The organism is Mucilaginibacter sp. UYP27 (assembly GCF_040547175.1).
Taxonomy (GTDB): domain Bacteria; phylum Bacteroidota; class Bacteroidia; order Sphingobacteriales; family Sphingobacteriaceae; genus Mucilaginibacter.
The window spans coordinates 267613-283176 of the sequence record NZ_JBEPPE010000002.1 but is presented as its reverse complement, the minus strand read 5'-3'; the positions used below and the strand labels follow the sequence as shown (position 1 = coordinate 283176).

Here is a 15564-nt window from a genome sequence, read left to right as displayed (position 1 = left end):
TAAACAAAAACTATGATGTTATTATTGCAGGTTGCAGCAGATACCACCGCAAAACTGATTGATACCGCGCATACAGCCGCAACACAACAATTAGCAAAGATACCCGAAGAAGAATTACGCTTTGGCGATCTGCTATTAAAAGGTGGCTGGGTAATGATCCCTATCGGGATACTGGCTGTACTGGGCCTCGTTATATTTTTCGAACGTTTTTTCACCATCCGCAAGGCGTCAAAAGACGAATCGCACTTAATGAGCCAGGTACGTAGCAGCATCCACTCCGGAGACCTTCAATCAGCTATTGCTATTTGCCGTAACAGTAACTCACCTTTGGGCCGGATGCTTCAAAAAGGTTTGCTGCGTATCGGCCGCCCAATAAAAGATATAGAGGGCGCTATAGAAAACATTGGTAAGCTGGAAGTATCAAAGCTGGAGAAAAATATCGGCATCATCGGTATTGTAGCCGGTATAGCCCCCATGTTTGGTTTCCTGGGCACCATTGCGGGTGTTATTAAGATTTTTTATGATATCTCAAAAACCGATAACATCAGCATGGGTGTAATTTCGGGGGGATTATATGTAAAAATGGTAACATCGGCAGCAGGTTTGTTTGTAGGTATCATCGCTTACATCTGTTACCATATTTTAAATATGATGGTTGATAAAGTGATCTTGAAACTGGAAACCGACGCCATCGAATTTATTGACCTGTTAGAAGAGCCAAGCAAATGAATTTAAGAAAAAGACATAAGGGTGCATCGGCAGAGGTACATACTTCGGCCATGAACGATATCATGTTCTTCCTGCTTTTGTTCTTTCTTATCGCGTCTACGGTAACCAACCCCAACGTGGTAAAGTTAATGCTGCCAAAATCATCCAGCGGGCAATCGGTATCTAAAAAAACCATCAATGTATCTATCGATAAAAACCTGGTTTACACCATAGATAAAAAACAGGTACCGGTAGACCAAATACAGCCAACCTTGCAAAGTTACAAAAGCCTTGCAACCGAGTTGACCATAGTATTGTATGTAGACCGAACGGTAGCTATACAAGACGTGGTGCAGGTGATGGACATAGCACAAAAACTAAATATTAAAATGGTACTGGCAACAGAACCTAAAGGATAAACAGGGAGTTGGCAGTTATAAGTTGGCAGTTTGCTTAAATGAGCTACCTGCCAACTGCAAACAGCCCACTGCAAACTGAATAATATGGAATACAGACAACAAAATAATTATCCAAAGGCATTTCTTGCAACAGGTGTTATCCTGGGCATTGTTATGGCTTTGTGCTATTTTATTGTTTTCCAGATGCCGGTTAAACAGGAGGATGGCACAGGTGGCATCCTGGTGAATTATGGCACGGTAGATGAAGGCATGGGCAGCGATTACATGAGCACCGAAGAGCCATCCGTAGCCGAGAAAGCCAACAACACCAAACCTGACAAGGTAACCCCTGCCCCCCCAACCGAAGAAAAACAGCAAGTAGAGAACAGCGATAAAAACGTCGTTACCCAAACTACAGATGATGCGCCCGAAGTGGCGGCCAATACTACCAAGCCAAGCACCAGCGTAGCCACACAGCCAACAACTAAAACCGTTGCTAAACCGGCCGTAAACCAAAACGCACTTTACAAAGGCAAAACCAACAACGGCACTGGCGAAGGCGACGGCACAGGTAATACGCCGGGCAATCAGGGTAAACCAACGGGAACTACGCTAACTAACAACTATAACGGAACAGGTGATGGAAATGGTGGAAATGCTTTAACCGCACGTAACTTTACACGACCACCTTCAAAACCTGTTGTTACCAACTTTGAAGGTAAAATAGTGATTACATTCAAAATAGACGCGGATGGAAACATTGTCTCTGCAAGCGTTGCCCGAGGTTCTACATCCATCGCAGGCGACATAGTTGATAAGTGTATACAAGCTGTTAAAAATGCAAAAGTAAACCCTTCGGCAAATGTAAGTGAAGACCGGGAATACACTCAGACTTTTGTGTTTAAGCGGCAATAATTGGCATTAGTAGTTCATTGTAAAATTTCTTCGGCTAATAGCTCATATCAGTTTTCGATGCTACATTTGTAAGCAAGTAGTTCGGCCATGAACTATGAACCAAAGCTCATGAACTACTCCGAAACCCTCAACTACCTTTACACCCAATTACCCGTTTTTACCCGTGTGGGCGCTTCGGCTTATAAGGAAGACCTTACCAATACCGTTGCACTACTAAATATATTGGATAATCCCGAGCGTAAGTTTAAAAGCATCCACGTGGGGGGAACAAACGGCAAAGGCTCAACATCGCACATGCTGGCGGCTATTTTACAGGTTGCGGGCTATAAAACCGGGTTGTATACCTCACCTCATTTAAAGGACTTCCGCGAGCGGATCCGTATCAATGGTGAGATGATAAACCAAAAAACCGTTGTAGATTTTGTAGCGAAGCACAAACCCGATTTTGAGCACATCCAACCCTCATTCTTTGAGATGACGGTGGCGCTTGCTTTTGATGTTTTCGCTAAGGAAAAGGTTGATGTAGCTATTGTAGAAGTTGGCCTTGGCGGGAGACTGGATTCTACCAATGTGATCAACCCACTTCTCTCTATTATCACCAACATCGGTTGGGACCATATGAATTTACTGGGTGATACACTCCCGAAAATAGCCGGTGAAAAGGCAGGTATCATCAAATCTAATACCCCGGTAATTATCGGCGAGTACCAGAAAGAAGTTGCGGATGTATTTATCAGCAAGGCCGAAAAAGAAAATGCACCATTTGTGTTTGCGTCAGATGCAAAGCATGAAGTTAACCTCGATAGCTATCGGGGTCGAGATTCAAAAGAAAACTTAGAATACCTGGAAATAACCGCTCCCCGCACTTCGCTCCCCACTCTCCAAATCCAACTTGACTTGCCGGGAACTTATCAATTATATAACTTACGAACCGTTTTAACCGCTGTGGATGAACTGAGCAAACAAGGCTTTAACATTACGGATGAGCACATCACCACCGCGCTTAAACAAGTTAAAACCCTAACGGGACTGCACGGCCGTTGGGAGGTGCTAAGCCATAACCCGCTCACTATTTGCGATACCGGCCATAACCCCGAAGGTATCAGCGAAGTGCTTAAAAATATAGCCAACGTTAAATATGATCAACTGCATTTTGTAATAGGTATGGTGAACGATAAGGACATCAGCAAAGTGCTCTCCATGCTGCCAAACCATGCCACCTATTATTTCTGCCGACCCGATATCCCGCGAGGTTTAGAGGCAGAAGCAATCAAAGAAAAAGCCGCGGGTTTCGACCTGCACGGCGAAGCATATCCATCAGTAAAAGCAGCACTCTATGCAGCACAGGCAAAAGCCACCGATAAAGACCTCGTATTTGCGGGCGGCAGTACGTTTGTAGTGGCGGAGGTAGTCTGAATTCGAATTGATAAAATTTTTGAATTAACATAATGCAAAGATTAATATTCTATTAATTCTTTAATTCCGAAAATTTGGGTTCAGACAAAAAAGCCTACTTTAGTACAATCAACAAAACAATATGATATATCTACCCTCACCTAAAAGATACGACAAAATGCAATACCGCCGTTGCGGTAAAAGCGGCATAAATCTGCCGGCCATTTCATTGGGCCTGTGGCATAATTTCGGCCATGTGGATGTAATGGAAAACTTCCGCAGCATCTTACATTTGGCGTTTGACAGCGGCGTCACCCACTTCGACCTTGCAAACAACTATGGCCCGCCCCCGGGCAGCGCCGAAACCAATTTTGGTAAGATCCTGAAAGAGGATTTTGCCGGCTACCGCGATGAAATGATCATCAGCAGCAAGGCGGGTTACACCATGTGGGATGGCCCTTACGGCGACTGGGGTTCAAAAAAATACCTGGTATCCAGCCTCGACCAAAGCCTTAAACGCATGGGGTTAGATTATGTAGACATCTTTTACCATCACCGCCCTGATCCGGACACCCCACTTGAAGAAACCATGGGCGCGTTAGATCTCATCGTTCGCCAGGGGAAAGCTTTGTATGTGGGTATTTCTAACTACAACGCGCAGGAAGCCGAAAAGGCTATTGCCATATTAAAACAACTGGGCACACCCTGCCTTATCCATCAGCCAAAGTATTCGATGTTCGTACGCGATGCGGAAGCTGGTTTGTTAGACGTATTGGGTAAAGATGGCGTGGGCTGTATCCCGTTCTCGCCTTTAGCGCAGGGCTTATTAACCAACAAATACCTGCACGGCATCCCCGAAGATTCGCGCGCGGCTAAATCGACCGGCTTTTTACAGGAAAGCCAGGTAACGGATGAGGTTATCGGTAAGATCAAAAAATTAAACACACTTGCAGAACAACGCGGCCAAACCCTTGCACAAATGGCTTTAGCCTGGTTGCTGAAGGATGAGCGCGTAACATCGGTATTGATAGGTGCCAGCAAGCCCGCACAACTTGCCGATTCGTTGAAGGCATTAGACAATATTGATTTCTCATCAGAAGAATTAGAAAAGATAGAGCAGATCCTGAAATAGATTCTTACAAACTTTACCACCTAAAAAGGCGTATTTAGAAATAAATACGCCTTTTTGTTTAACAATAATTAACAATCTGCATCTAAAATCTTTATCCATCTTTACGTTACCAAATCTCCCGCATGAAACTTCCCTTCCTTGTCGCTATATTTTTGCTTTTATCATCCGGTTTGTTTGCGCAAGATGTTACCCTAAGTGGCAAAATAACAGACGGCGCGGGCAATGCGGTCCCCTTTGCTACGGTTTACATCCGTAATACTACCAAAGGCACATCGGCCAATAACGATGGTAATTACACTTTAAACTTAAAGGCAGGCCAATACGACGTGCGTTACCAGGCAATAGGTTATAAGCAGGAGAGCCGTAAGATAGAATTGCGAGCAAACCAAACCATCAACATCACTTTAAAGGCCGAAGATTACCAGCTAAAAGAAGTTTCGATAAGTGCCGGAGCGGAAGACCCCGCGTATGCCATTATCCGCAAAGCGATAAAAAAACGGAAGACCTACCTTAACGAGGTAAACGCGTACACCTGCGAGATCTACATAAAAGGCCTGCAAAAACTGCTTGCCGCGCCAAAGAAATTCCTGGGGGTGGATGTGCAAAAAATAGCCCGCGAAAATGGGCTCGATTCCAACCGCCGTGGTATTATTTACCTGTCGGAGTCGCAATCTAAATATAGTTTCGAGCGCCCGGATAAGGTGCACGAGGAGATCATCTCGTCTAAGTTCTCGGGTAGCAACAAGGCTTTTACCTTTAACCGCGCATCAGATATGCAGGTTAATTTTTACCAGAACCTGCAAACCTGGGAAGGGCTAAGCAACCGCCCGCTCATCTCGCCCATTGCCGATAACGCCCTATCGTACTACAAATACAAATATGTTGGCTTTATTACCGAGAATGGCGAAACCATTAACAAGATCAAGGTTACGCCGCGTAACGCTTACGACCCATGTTTTAGCGGTTACATTTACATTATGGACGATAGCTGGCGCATTCAAAGCCTCGGGTTATACATCACCAAAAAATCGAATATAAACTTTGTAGATACTTTAAAAGTGAATGAGCAATTTTTCCCGGTGGGCGATAAGGTTTGGATGCCGTCATCATTAAAATTTGAATTTACAGGCGGGTTCTTCGGTTTTAAATTTGGCGGTTATTTTATATCGCTGTATAAGGATTACGATATCGACCCGAAGCTTGATAAAAAGCAATTTGCCGAGGTACTGCGCATCACCAAAGGTGTAAACAAAAAAGATTCGGCCTATTGGGAGCAGGAAAGACCTATCCCCCTTACCGACGAGGAAAAGATAGATTACCAAAAGAAGGCCGTATTGGCTGCCAAACGCGAGTCAAAGCCCTATTTGGATTCGCTGGATAAGGTGAACAACAAATTTAGCGTTGGCAAATTTCTGCTTGGAGGCTACCGCCACCGCAACCGGTACGATCATGAGTATTATAACTTTAACTCCCTGCTAAGTTCGGTAACCTACAACACCGTTGAAGGCCTGGCTTTGGGCTACGGCGGCTCGTTCACCAAACAAATCGATAGCGTGAACAACCGCTATCTGAACGTTTACGGAAAGGTGCGTTACGGGTTTTCTAACAAGCTATTCAACGCCAGCGGTGGCATCACCCTGCCGGTTGGTTCGGCAACGCTCAACCTTTCCGGTGGTAGCGACGTGATAGACATGAATAACCGCGAACCTATAAGCAGTTTTATGAATACGGCCTATACGCTGTTAAACAGGCAAAATTTTGAGAAGCTTTACCAAAAACAATACGTGGCAGCCACAATCTCTAAACGTATTTACGGCGGATGGCAGGCAAGTGCCGGTGCCGAGTGGGCAAACCGCAAGTACTTGTCAAACACTACCGATTACAGTTTCTTCCATCCAAAAGGCAAGGAATTTACATCAAACAACCCATTCTCGCCGGGAGTAGATGCGCCCTTGTTCCCGGAGAATCAATCGTTCAAAGTAAGCGTGCGCACCACCTATGATATTAGTAACCGCTACGAAACCTATCCTACCGGCAAGCGTTATATCCCCTCCAAATACCCAACCATTGGGTTAAACTTTGCCAAGGCGATCAAAAATGTATTTGGCTCTGATGCTGATTATAACCTTATTTCGGCAGATATCTCTAAATCAGATATCCCGATGGGTTTTTACGGTAAAACATCTTTCTACATCAGCGCGGGCAAGTTCTTCAATACTAAAAGCATCTATTATACCGATTACCGTCACTTTAGCGGCAACCAGATTTTATTTTACCAGGGAGGTCTCAACAAATTCCTGCTGTTAGATTATTACCAATTCAGCACTGGTGATAAATACTTGGAAGGCCACCTGGAGCACAACTTTGGCGGGTTACTCACCAACATGATCCCGCTTATCCGCAAGTTAAAACTTCAGGAGATAGTCAACGTAAATTACCTGAGCACCCCTATCCTTAAAAACTACACTGAACTGGGCATAGGCTTCCAAACCAACATTGGCTTACGGGTGATGTACGGCAGATCGTTTAACAATAATATGGGCGGCGCAAACCAGGCGATTAGGATCGGGGCGAGTTTTTAGATAGTGGGGGTGTTTACATAACCATTTATAACTATTACGAAAGCCTTAAGTTTTACCGTTGTAATTCACGTATCCGATCTGAAGGCAAATATTATATTGATGTTTTAGGCTTTAAGGCCGGGGTTGATTTTGGCGATTATTAGATGCGCTATTAGACCCGGTCAGCAGCACCAAAAAACGCCCTGAATAGGTCCTAAAACGCCCCCTATAACTGCAAAATGTTCACGTTCACGGCCATGAACGCGCGTGAACACCGATATCTCCCTTATAATCAGCGCTTTCAATTTTTACATATACTGACAAAAAAGCGCCACCACCATTAGTCATTAAGGTATACGCTTCGCTGTATCCCAATAACTATCCGGAGGGTTATGGTCTTTTATCTTTCCGGGTCAGAAGGAACAGGATGAAAATTTCACATCCTGAGTTTACCATTCCTGGGGCTTTGAAGGTGCAATAACGTAGAGAGGGCTGTCACCTTGTCCAAGAACTCCTATGAGAGCTTGTCGAAGGGCGCGCAGATGTCTTTGCCCACTATGGTTCCTTAACGCAATGCTTCGACAAGCTTAGCACGGTTGTAGACTAACCCTTACTCATCTTCACAATACCTAAAAGTTCACCATCGGGTAAAGTAACATCAATTCTTTCAACGGCCTCATAGCCCATAGCCTCGTAAAGTGGCACACCGGGCAAAGTCGCGCCGAGTTCAAAGGTGGTAAACCCGTTGGCTTTTGCCGCATCTTCGCATACATTAATAATTTTGCGGCCTATGCCCTGTCGTGCATAATCGGGATGTACAAAAAAAGCCCTTATCCTTGCGGAATCTTTCATAGGGTCGAGCAGCGGGTCTTCGGTCTCTTTATGCTGATCGCCGCCAAACAAGGTGTTCCTTTTGCTCCAGCCGCCGCAGCCTGCTTTTATATTATCCTTTTCGGCAACATAATAAGTACCATCGGTTATCAGCTGGCTATCAATCCCAAATATGTATTTAATGGCGCTTTCTATTTGTTTTGGCGTATAATAGGCCGTATTTAAGCCGCGTACAGATAGGCCAATTAATTGCTGTAATTCTGCTACGTCATCAAAGGTGGCTAAACGGGTAGTTATCATAACACAGATGTTTGCGGGCTAATATAGATTTTTATACCAATTCTTAGTTCAAAATCTAAATTTCCTGCCTCATTTTTCCACTCAAAATCCTATCTTTGCCCATGCAAGAAAAAATCCTCATTCTTGACTTCGGTTCGCAGTTTACCCAGCTTATCGCGCGCCGTGTCAGGGAGCTCAATATTTACTGTGAGATCCATCCCTTTAATAAAGTTCCTGAAGTTGACGAAAGCGTAAAAGGGATCATCCTTTCGGGTAGCCCGTATTCTGTACGCCAGGACGATGCCCCTCATTTTGAGTTTATAAAACACCACAAATCGCTTCCTATTTTAGGTGTTTGTTATGGCGCGCAATACATGGCGCATTTTCATGGTGGCGAGGTACTGGCATCAAGCACACGCGAGTATGGCCGTGCCAACCTGGATTATATTAAACCGGATAATATCTTGTTTAAGGATGTACCGGCAGGGTCGCAGGTGTGGATGTCGCATGGGGATACCATAGCGAGAATTGCAGATGATTTTGAAATTATTGCCAGTACCGATAGCGTAAAAGTTGCTGCATACCAGATAACCGGTACAAAAACTTACGGCATCCAATTCCACCCGGAGGTTACCCACAGTACCGATGGCAAGCAGTTGTTGCAAAACTTTTTAGTTGACATTTGCCACTGTAGCCAGGACTGGACCCCGGATTCGTTCATCGAAACCACCATTGCCGAACTAAAAGCGAAATTAGGTGATGATAAAGTAGTTTTAGGCTTATCAGGCGGTGTCGATTCATCGGTTGCGGCGGTATTGCTGCACCAGGCCATCGGCAAAAACCTGCACTGTATATTTGTTGATAACGGCTTATTGCGCAAGGACGAGTACCAATCGGTATTAGATTCGTACCAGCACATGGGCCTTAATATAAAAGGGATAGATGCCAAGCAACGTTTTTACGATGCATTGGCTGGCATAAGCGATCCCGAGAAAAAACGTAAAGCCATTGGCCGCGTGTTCATCGAAGTATTTGACGATGCCGCACACGAGGTACAAGGTGTAAACTGGCTTGGCCAGGGTACTATTTACCCGGACGTTATCGAATCTGTTTCGGTAAAAGGCCCGTCCGCAACTATTAAATCTCACCACAATGTTGGTGGTTTGCCCGACTTTATGAAACTGAAGGTGGTAGAGCCTTTAAACACGTTATTTAAGGACGAAGTACGCCGGGTGGGTGCCGCTTTAGGTATCGATCCAAACATCCTTGGCCGCCACCCTTTCCCGGGTCCGGGCCTTGCTATCAGGATATTGGGCGATGTAACGCCCGAGAAAGTTGACATTTTACAACAAGCCGATGCGATTTATATCAACAATTTACGTAGTGGTGGTGTTTATGATAAAGTTTGGCAGGCAGGTGCCATATACTTACCGGTACAATCGGTAGGTGTTATGGGCGATGAGCGTACTTACGAAAACGTAATTTGCCTGCGCGCGGTAGAATCATTAGACGGGATGACGGCAGATTGGTGCCACCTGCCTTATGACCTGCTTGCAAAAATATCAAACGAGATAATCAACAACGTAAAAGGAATTAACCGGGTAGTATATGACATCAGTTCGAAACCACCGGCCACAATTGAGTGGGAATAAGTGGTTTATCTTTATTCTAGCGGCGCTGATAATTGGTGCATGTTCGCCTAAGATCCGGACTGTACCCTCATCTACCGTAAAAACAACAACTGAAAACCCGGTAATTAAAAAAGACAAACCTGCCGAAAAGCCCCCGGTGAAAACACCGGAGGCCAGGGCATCGGTTATATCGCTCATATTACCTTTCGGCCTTGACCATGCCGCTGCCGGGCAAACTTACACTGCTGCCAAACTAAAAATGGCGAACATGTCGGTAGAGTATTATCAGGGTTTTAAACTGGCTTTAGACTCGCTTACCGCCAACGGCAGCAACTACAAATTACAAATTTTTGATAGTAAGGATGATGCGGCGCAGGCGCACAGCCTTGCGTTAAACCCGCAGGTAAAAACAAGCGAAATAATTGTTGGCCCCGTGTTTCCGGACGATGTAAAGGCCTTTACGGGTATGCTCACCTCGGCGCGTAAGCCTATCATATCGCCGCTATCGCCTGCTGCACCGGCTACTTTCAAAAACCAGAATTTAGTTACCATGACACCTCCTCTGGAGTACCATGCCATGGGCGCGGCTACCTACATTGCCAAAAGCATCAAACCAAAAAAAGTGTTTATTTTAGAGTCGGGCTTTAGCGACGAGAAGCTTTACACAACGCCGTTCAAGCAAACTTTAGATAGCCTTAGCAAGCGCAAGATCCAGGTGATAAACATTACCATTACACGAGGCAACCTTACCCCATTGGTGAAACTACTATCGCCTACCGATCAAAATATTTTTTTGGTGCCATCTACCAAACAGGCGTTTTTGATGGTTACGCTGCGCTCTTTAGATACCTTGAATAAAAATTTTCAGGTAACCTTGTTCGGCCATCCAAGCTGGCAGAAGTACGCGTTCCTGAAAGCGGCACTTTTACAACGATTAAACACGCACATCACCTCCACCGATAAGGTTGATTACAAAAGCGCTGAGACCAATGCGTTTTTACGCAGCTATCGTCGGGCTTACCATGTCGAACCAACCGATTTCGCCATTAAAGGCTTTGACCAGGGGCTTTACTTTGGTAAATTATTGGCCGATGGCAAGGATATGAACAAACCCGATCTGGGTGACTTTACCGGCTTGCACAACGGCTTCCATTTCATTAAAAAAGCGGGGTTGGGCTGGATAAACACCCATGTGGATATCCTTAAATACCAAAACTTCGCCTTAAAGAAAGTAGAATGAAAGCCATAAACCAGTTAAAGACGTTTCAGCGCATATTGGGTGAATACCCGGCCGACACGCCTTTAGGCAAATTTTTACCCGGCTTTTACAGGCAAAACAAACAGATGGGATCTACCGACAGGCGTGTTGCCGGCAGGTTGATCTATAACTATTTTCGCTTAGGCAGGGCCTTGCCTGATGCTGCTATTGAAGACCGCTTGATGGTAGCAGAGTTCTTATGCAACACCCAATCAAACTCTTTTTTGCAGCACTTTAAACCCGATTGGGCAGCCTGTGTAGGTTTTGGTGTCGACGATAAAATAAACCTGATAAAAACCACTTACCCCAATTTTAAGCTGGATGATGTTTTCCCGTGGACCGGGCAACTGTCCGCAGGGATTGGTAAAGATGCTTTTCTTAAATCATTTTTTATTCAGCCCGATCTTTTTATCCGTGTTGCAAAAGGTTACGAAACACAGGTAAAAGCCGAGCTAACCAAAGCAGGTGTTACCTTAAAAGATGAAGGCAACAATTGCCTCTCGTTACCCAATGGTACGCGACTGGAAGCCATTTTTCCTAAACAGCATTGGTTTGAGGTGCAGGACCTTTCGTCGCAACAGACAGCCAATTACTTTAAACCGCAGAAATGGGATAGCTGGTGGGATGCCTGCGCGGCATCTGGTGGTAAATCGCTTTTATTGCATAGCCTTCAACCCGATATAAAACTGGTGGTATCTGATATCCGCGAATCCGTCCTCTCTAATTTAGACGAGCGCTTTCAAAACGCGGGCCTTCGCAAATATCAGAAAAAGGTAATGGACCTTACCGAAAACAACGAACAGCTTTTATACAACTATGAGTTTGATGGCATTATCCTGGACGCACCTTGTAGCGGCTCGGGTACCTGGGGCCGCACACCCGAAATGATCAGCCAGTTCGACATTCATAAAACGGACTTTTTTAAGCGCCTGCAACAGGCCATAGTAACCAACGTTGCCAAACACTTAAAGCCCGGTAAGCCACTCATCTACATTACCTGCTCGGCTTTTAAAGCCGAGAATGAGGATGCTGTAACCTACATTACCAAACAGCTTGGCCTGCAACTGGAAGAAATGAAAGTGCTGACTGGATATGAAAACAAGGCAGATACGATGTTTGTAGCGAGGATGGTGGCTAAGGCGAAAGAGCCAAGAGATAAGAATCAAGAGACAGGGCAATAAAGCCGTGTAATAGCGATAGTATGACAATCACGTCATATACACAGCGGCTATGCACTGACTACGAGATTGCCATGTCGCTACGCTCCTCGCAATGACAAAGTGAGAATTTCCAACGTTAAAAAATGTTAATCTTTTCATTCCTTGCCATTTAGCAGCTAAATTAGTTTTAACAAACCCGCTACCTATGCTGCACAACTACTTTACCATTGCCTGGAGAAATATCTGGAAACACAAGCTTTTCTCGTTGATCAATATCTTTGGCCTGTCGGTTGGGATAGCGTTTACCTTGCTGATAGGCGCCTACGTTTGGCACGAAGTAAGCGTGAATGCCGACCTTAAGAACATTGATAACCAGTACATCATCCAAAGCAAGTGGAAAGACCCAAACATGGGTTACGTACTTACCGCATTGGCCGCTATGCCCAAGGCATTGAAAGAGGAATATCCAAACCTTGTTGCCAACTATTACCACTGGGATGGCGTTAGCTCTAACGTATCTAAAGGCGACAAACACTTTCGCGAAAGTTTGCAGGTTGGGGATAGCACATTTTTAAATATGTATGGTTTTAAGCTGTTACAAGGCGATCAAAAAACGGCTTTAAATGATCCTTTTTCGGCAGTGATAACGCAGGAAATGGCCATTAAATACTTTGGCAAAACCGATGTTGTAGGGCAGTCGGTAAACATCGAAAGTTTCACCGGCACCAAACACGATTTTATGATTACCGGGGTGTTGGATAAGCTGAAAAAGAACTCCGTTACCAATGTTATCGATGCCAGCAACAGCACCTTCTTTTTACCTGCCGCTGCCGCGAAGTTTTTAGGCAGAAGTTTAGACGGCTGGAACAACACCGCCATAGTTGGCCTCATCGAACTGAAAAAAGGCGTTAAACCCGAAGCACTGACCGGGCCGATGAAAAGCCTTATTAAAAGGAACGCTTCGCCACAGGTAGCAGAAAATCTTACACCTTACATCGTACCTCTCAAATCGTTTTACATCGATAATTCGGGCGGTACTATTAAAAAGATGCTTTACACGCTCTCGTCCGTTGCGCTATTCATCCTGCTGATGGCGGTTATCAATTTTGTGAATATCTGCATCAGCCGTTCATCGCAACGCATGAAAGAAATGGGCATCCGCAAGGTATTGGGCGGGTTACGACAACAACTCATCTGGCAGTTCCTTACCGAATCGATATTAATGGTGCTCATTGCAACCCTCATAGCATTAGTGCTCTACGCCTTAGCAAGGCCGTTCTTTGCAGATCTGTTAGCTACTGACATTAACGGCCTGTTCTCGTTCCCGCTTTACTTCTATGTATTGCCAGTAGTACTGGCATTGATAATTGGGTTATTAGCCGGGTTATATCCCGCGTTAGTATTATCATCCCTCAAATCTATCGACTCGTTGAAAGGCAAGCTGGACAGAGTGAAAGATAATGCGCTGTTCCGCAAGTCACTTATCGCGTTCCAGTTCGGAACGGCTGCGGTGGTGTTGATCTGTGCTATTGTTATTTCTAATCAGATCAGCTTGTTCTTTGGTAAAAGCCTGGGCTACGATAAAGACTATGTGGTGTACGCCCAACTGCCGCGAGACTGGAGCAAACCCGGCGTGCAAAAAATGGAGGATAAACGATATAGGTTATCGCAACTGCCGCAGGTAAGTTCGGTTTCTCTATCATGGGAAATCCCTGACGGCGGTTCCAGTGGTGGTTTACAGGTCTATAAAACATCCGGGAGTCCAAACCAGGCGATCTCGGCACAAATGCTGCTTACTGATAACGAGTATGCAAAAACTTACGGCATCCCACTTATAGCCGGCGAGTTTTTTAAACCGCAGTACATGCAAGCCGACTCTGCACTGGTAGTTATTAATGAAACACAATCAAAAGCTTTAGGATTTACACACGCTAAGGATGCCATCGGGCAGCAATTTAACTCGGTAAATATGCCTCCCTTAACAATATGCGGCGTTGTTTCAGATTTTGTATTCGGTGGCATGTCGGCAAGGATTATGCCGCTTACATTCATAAACGTTAATCGCACACCACTTTACCGCTACTTTTCCATCCGCTTAAAACCCGGCAATATGGAGAGCAGCCTGGCTGCCCTGCAAAAGAAATGGGCCGAGGTTTTACCCGGCGCACAGTTCGAATACGCCTTTATGGATGATGCCCTTGCCAAAATGTATAAGAACGAAATACAACTCAAAAAAGCTTCGTACCTGGCAACAGGGTTAGCTATCATTATTGTGTTGTTAGGCGTATTGGGGCTGATCTCTCTCAGCATTCAAAAGCGCACCAAAGAAATCGGTATCCGCAAGATATTGGGCTCATCAGTGAAAGATATAATGATGCTTTTCTTGAAAGATTTTTTACGGACAGTCGTTATAGCAAGGCTCGTTGCTTGCCCTCTCGCCTATTGGATGATGAACAAATGGCTCAACAATTATACCTACAAGATCAGTTTAACAGCCGTACCATTTGCCATTGCCGTGTTCGCATTACTTGCCGTTACCGCTGTACTTATCAGTCTGCAAACGATTAAAGCAGCATTGGCAAATCCGGTGAAGAGTTTGAGGGCGGAATAGATTTTAGAGTCAGGATGCAAGAATCAAGACAAAAAATAAAATTTAGGTGCGAAACAATGACAGTTTTAAGTCCCTGTCTTAATTCTTGCCTCTTAATTCTTGTCTCTTTCTCTTACAACCCCGAATTACTTCTGAACAATTTGATCGCGATAGCTAACAGTATCACACCGAATGCTTTGCGCAGGATATGCAGCCCTGTTTTGCCGAAGAGTTTTTCGAGCCATTTTACATTTTTGAGCACCAGGTAAACGAACAGGGTATTTACGATTATCCCTACAATGATGTTTTGGGTTTGGTATTGAGATTTTAGGGATAACAGGGTGGTCATGGTACCGGCACCAGCAATTAAGGGGAATGCCAATGGTACAATTGATACGGCTTCGGGCATTTCTTCTTTAAAAAAATTGACACCCAATATCATTTCCAAAGCGATAATGAAGATCACGATAGAACCTGCTATCGCGAAGGAAGAGATATCCAGCCCGATCACCGCAAGCAGTTCATCGCCGGCAAATAAAAACCCTATCATCAATACCAGCACCGCTATACTTGCCTTTTCCGACTCGATATGCCCCGCCCTTTGGCGCAACTGAATAATTACCGGAATAGCGCCAAGGATATCTATAATGGCGAAAAGGATCATCGTTACAGATAATACCTCTTTAAAGATAAGTGGATGCATAAG

12 protein-coding genes are annotated in these 15564 nt (G+C 44.8%); 10 read left to right on the top strand and 2 right to left on the bottom strand.

The window, feature by feature from the left end; translation table 11 throughout:
• Nucleotides 1-12: 12 nt before the first annotated feature.
• The 6 genes from ABIB39_RS09115 to ABIB39_RS09090 all read left to right on the top strand — a co-directional run bounded on the left by ABIB39_RS09115 (nt 13) and on the right by ABIB39_RS09090 (nt 7130).
• On the top strand, nt 13-729 hold the full coding sequence (locus ABIB39_RS09115; RefSeq protein ID WP_354429232.1) for a MotA/TolQ/ExbB proton channel family protein: 717 nt from the start codon (nt 13-15) through the stop codon (nt 727-729).
• Complete coding sequence (locus tag ABIB39_RS09110; RefSeq protein WP_322228082.1) at nt 726-1127, top strand: ExbD/TolR family protein; 402 nt, start codon at nt 726-728, stop codon at nt 1125-1127. The genes ABIB39_RS09115 and ABIB39_RS09110 overlap by 4 nt, the downstream gene beginning before the upstream one ends.
• Nucleotides 1128-1211: 84 nt before the next feature.
• Entirely contained in the window at nt 1212-2021 is an 810-nt protein-coding gene (locus ABIB39_RS09105) for an energy transducer TonB family protein (RefSeq protein ID WP_354429230.1), read from the top strand.
• Nucleotides 2022-2129: 108 nt separating this feature from the next.
• A complete protein-coding gene (locus ABIB39_RS09100; RefSeq protein ID WP_354429229.1) occupies nt 2130-3437 on the top strand; it encodes a bifunctional folylpolyglutamate synthase/dihydrofolate synthase in 1308 nt (435 codons plus the stop codon).
• A 121-nt stretch (nt 3438-3558) separates the two neighbouring features.
• On the top strand, nt 3559-4548 hold the full coding sequence (gene mgrA, locus ABIB39_RS09095; RefSeq protein ID WP_354429227.1) for an L-glyceraldehyde 3-phosphate reductase: 990 nt from the start codon (nt 3559-3561) through the stop codon (nt 4546-4548).
• Between the two features lie 122 nt (nt 4549-4670).
• Nucleotides 4671-7130: a DUF5686 and carboxypeptidase regulatory-like domain-containing protein gene (locus ABIB39_RS09090; RefSeq protein WP_354429225.1), complete on the top strand. Its 2460-nt coding sequence runs from the start codon at nt 4671-4673 to the stop codon at nt 7128-7130.
• A gap of 582 nt (nt 7131-7712) precedes the next feature.
• Here ABIB39_RS09090 and ABIB39_RS09085 read toward each other — a convergent pair.
• Nucleotides 7713-8240: a GNAT family N-acetyltransferase gene (locus ABIB39_RS09085; RefSeq protein ID WP_354429223.1), complete on the bottom strand. Its 528-nt coding sequence runs from the start codon at nt 8238-8240 to the stop codon at nt 7713-7715.
• A 101-nt stretch (nt 8241-8341) separates the two neighbouring features.
• Between ABIB39_RS09085 and guaA the strand changes: the two genes are divergently transcribed.
• The 4 genes from guaA (at nt 8342) to ABIB39_RS09065 (ending at nt 14879) form a co-directional block, all read left to right on the top strand.
• Complete coding sequence (guaA, locus tag ABIB39_RS09080) at nt 8342-9871, top strand: glutamine-hydrolyzing GMP synthase (RefSeq protein ID WP_354429222.1); 1530 nt, start codon at nt 8342-8344, stop codon at nt 9869-9871.
• Nucleotides 9828-11090 carry an ABC transporter substrate-binding protein gene (locus tag ABIB39_RS09075; RefSeq protein WP_354429220.1) on the top strand — a complete coding sequence of 421 codons (1263 nt, stop codon included), beginning with the start codon at nt 9828-9830 and terminating at the stop codon, nt 11088-11090. The genes guaA and ABIB39_RS09075 overlap by 44 nt, the downstream gene beginning before the upstream one ends.
• Nucleotides 11087-12289, top strand: coding sequence for an RsmB/NOP family class I SAM-dependent RNA methyltransferase (locus tag ABIB39_RS09070; RefSeq protein WP_354429218.1), 1203 nt, complete (start codon nt 11087-11089; stop codon nt 12287-12289). Before ABIB39_RS09075 ends, ABIB39_RS09070 begins: the two co-directional genes overlap by 4 nt.
• A gap of 184 nt (nt 12290-12473) precedes the next feature.
• Nucleotides 12474-14879: an ABC transporter permease gene (locus tag ABIB39_RS09065; RefSeq protein ID WP_354429216.1), complete on the top strand. Its 2406-nt coding sequence runs from the start codon at nt 12474-12476 to the stop codon at nt 14877-14879.
• A gap of 112 nt (nt 14880-14991) precedes the next feature.
• On the opposite strand, the gene ABIB39_RS09060 is transcribed toward ABIB39_RS09065, so the two are convergent.
• Entirely contained in the window at nt 14992-15561 is a 570-nt protein-coding gene (locus ABIB39_RS09060) for a MarC family protein (protein WP_354429214.1), read from the bottom strand.
• Between the last annotated feature and the right edge of the window lie 3 nt (nt 15562-15564).

What these genes read in the sequence shown, in the direction of transcription:
- ABIB39_RS09085 (WP_354429223.1), bottom strand. Translation starts at nt 8,240, where the DNA reads ATGATAACTACCCGTTTAGCCACCTTTGATGACGTAGCAGAATTACAG.
- mgrA (WP_354429227.1), top strand. Translation starts at nt 3,559, where the DNA reads ATGATATATCTACCCTCACCTAAAAGATACGACAAAATGCAATACCGC.
- ABIB39_RS09115 (WP_354429232.1), top strand. Translation starts at nt 13, where the DNA reads ATGATGTTATTATTGCAGGTTGCAGCAGATACCACCGCAAAACTGATT.
- ABIB39_RS09060 (WP_354429214.1), bottom strand. Translation starts at nt 15,561, where the DNA reads ATGCATCCACTTATCTTTAAAGAGGTATTATCTGTAACGATGATCCTT.
- ABIB39_RS09065 (WP_354429216.1), top strand. Translation starts at nt 12,474, where the DNA reads ATGCTGCACAACTACTTTACCATTGCCTGGAGAAATATCTGGAAACAC.
- guaA (WP_354429222.1), top strand. Translation starts at nt 8,342, where the DNA reads ATGCAAGAAAAAATCCTCATTCTTGACTTCGGTTCGCAGTTTACCCAG.
- ABIB39_RS09070 (WP_354429218.1), top strand. Translation starts at nt 11,087, where the DNA reads ATGAAAGCCATAAACCAGTTAAAGACGTTTCAGCGCATATTGGGTGAA.
- ABIB39_RS09110 (WP_322228082.1), top strand. Translation starts at nt 726, where the DNA reads ATGAATTTAAGAAAAAGACATAAGGGTGCATCGGCAGAGGTACATACT.
- ABIB39_RS09090 (WP_354429225.1), top strand. Translation starts at nt 4,671, where the DNA reads ATGAAACTTCCCTTCCTTGTCGCTATATTTTTGCTTTTATCATCCGGT.
- ABIB39_RS09105 (WP_354429230.1), top strand. Translation starts at nt 1,212, where the DNA reads ATGGAATACAGACAACAAAATAATTATCCAAAGGCATTTCTTGCAACA.
- ABIB39_RS09075 (WP_354429220.1), top strand. Translation starts at nt 9,828, where the DNA reads ATGACATCAGTTCGAAACCACCGGCCACAATTGAGTGGGAATAAGTGG.
- ABIB39_RS09100 (WP_354429229.1), top strand. Translation starts at nt 2,130, where the DNA reads ATGAACTACTCCGAAACCCTCAACTACCTTTACACCCAATTACCCGTT.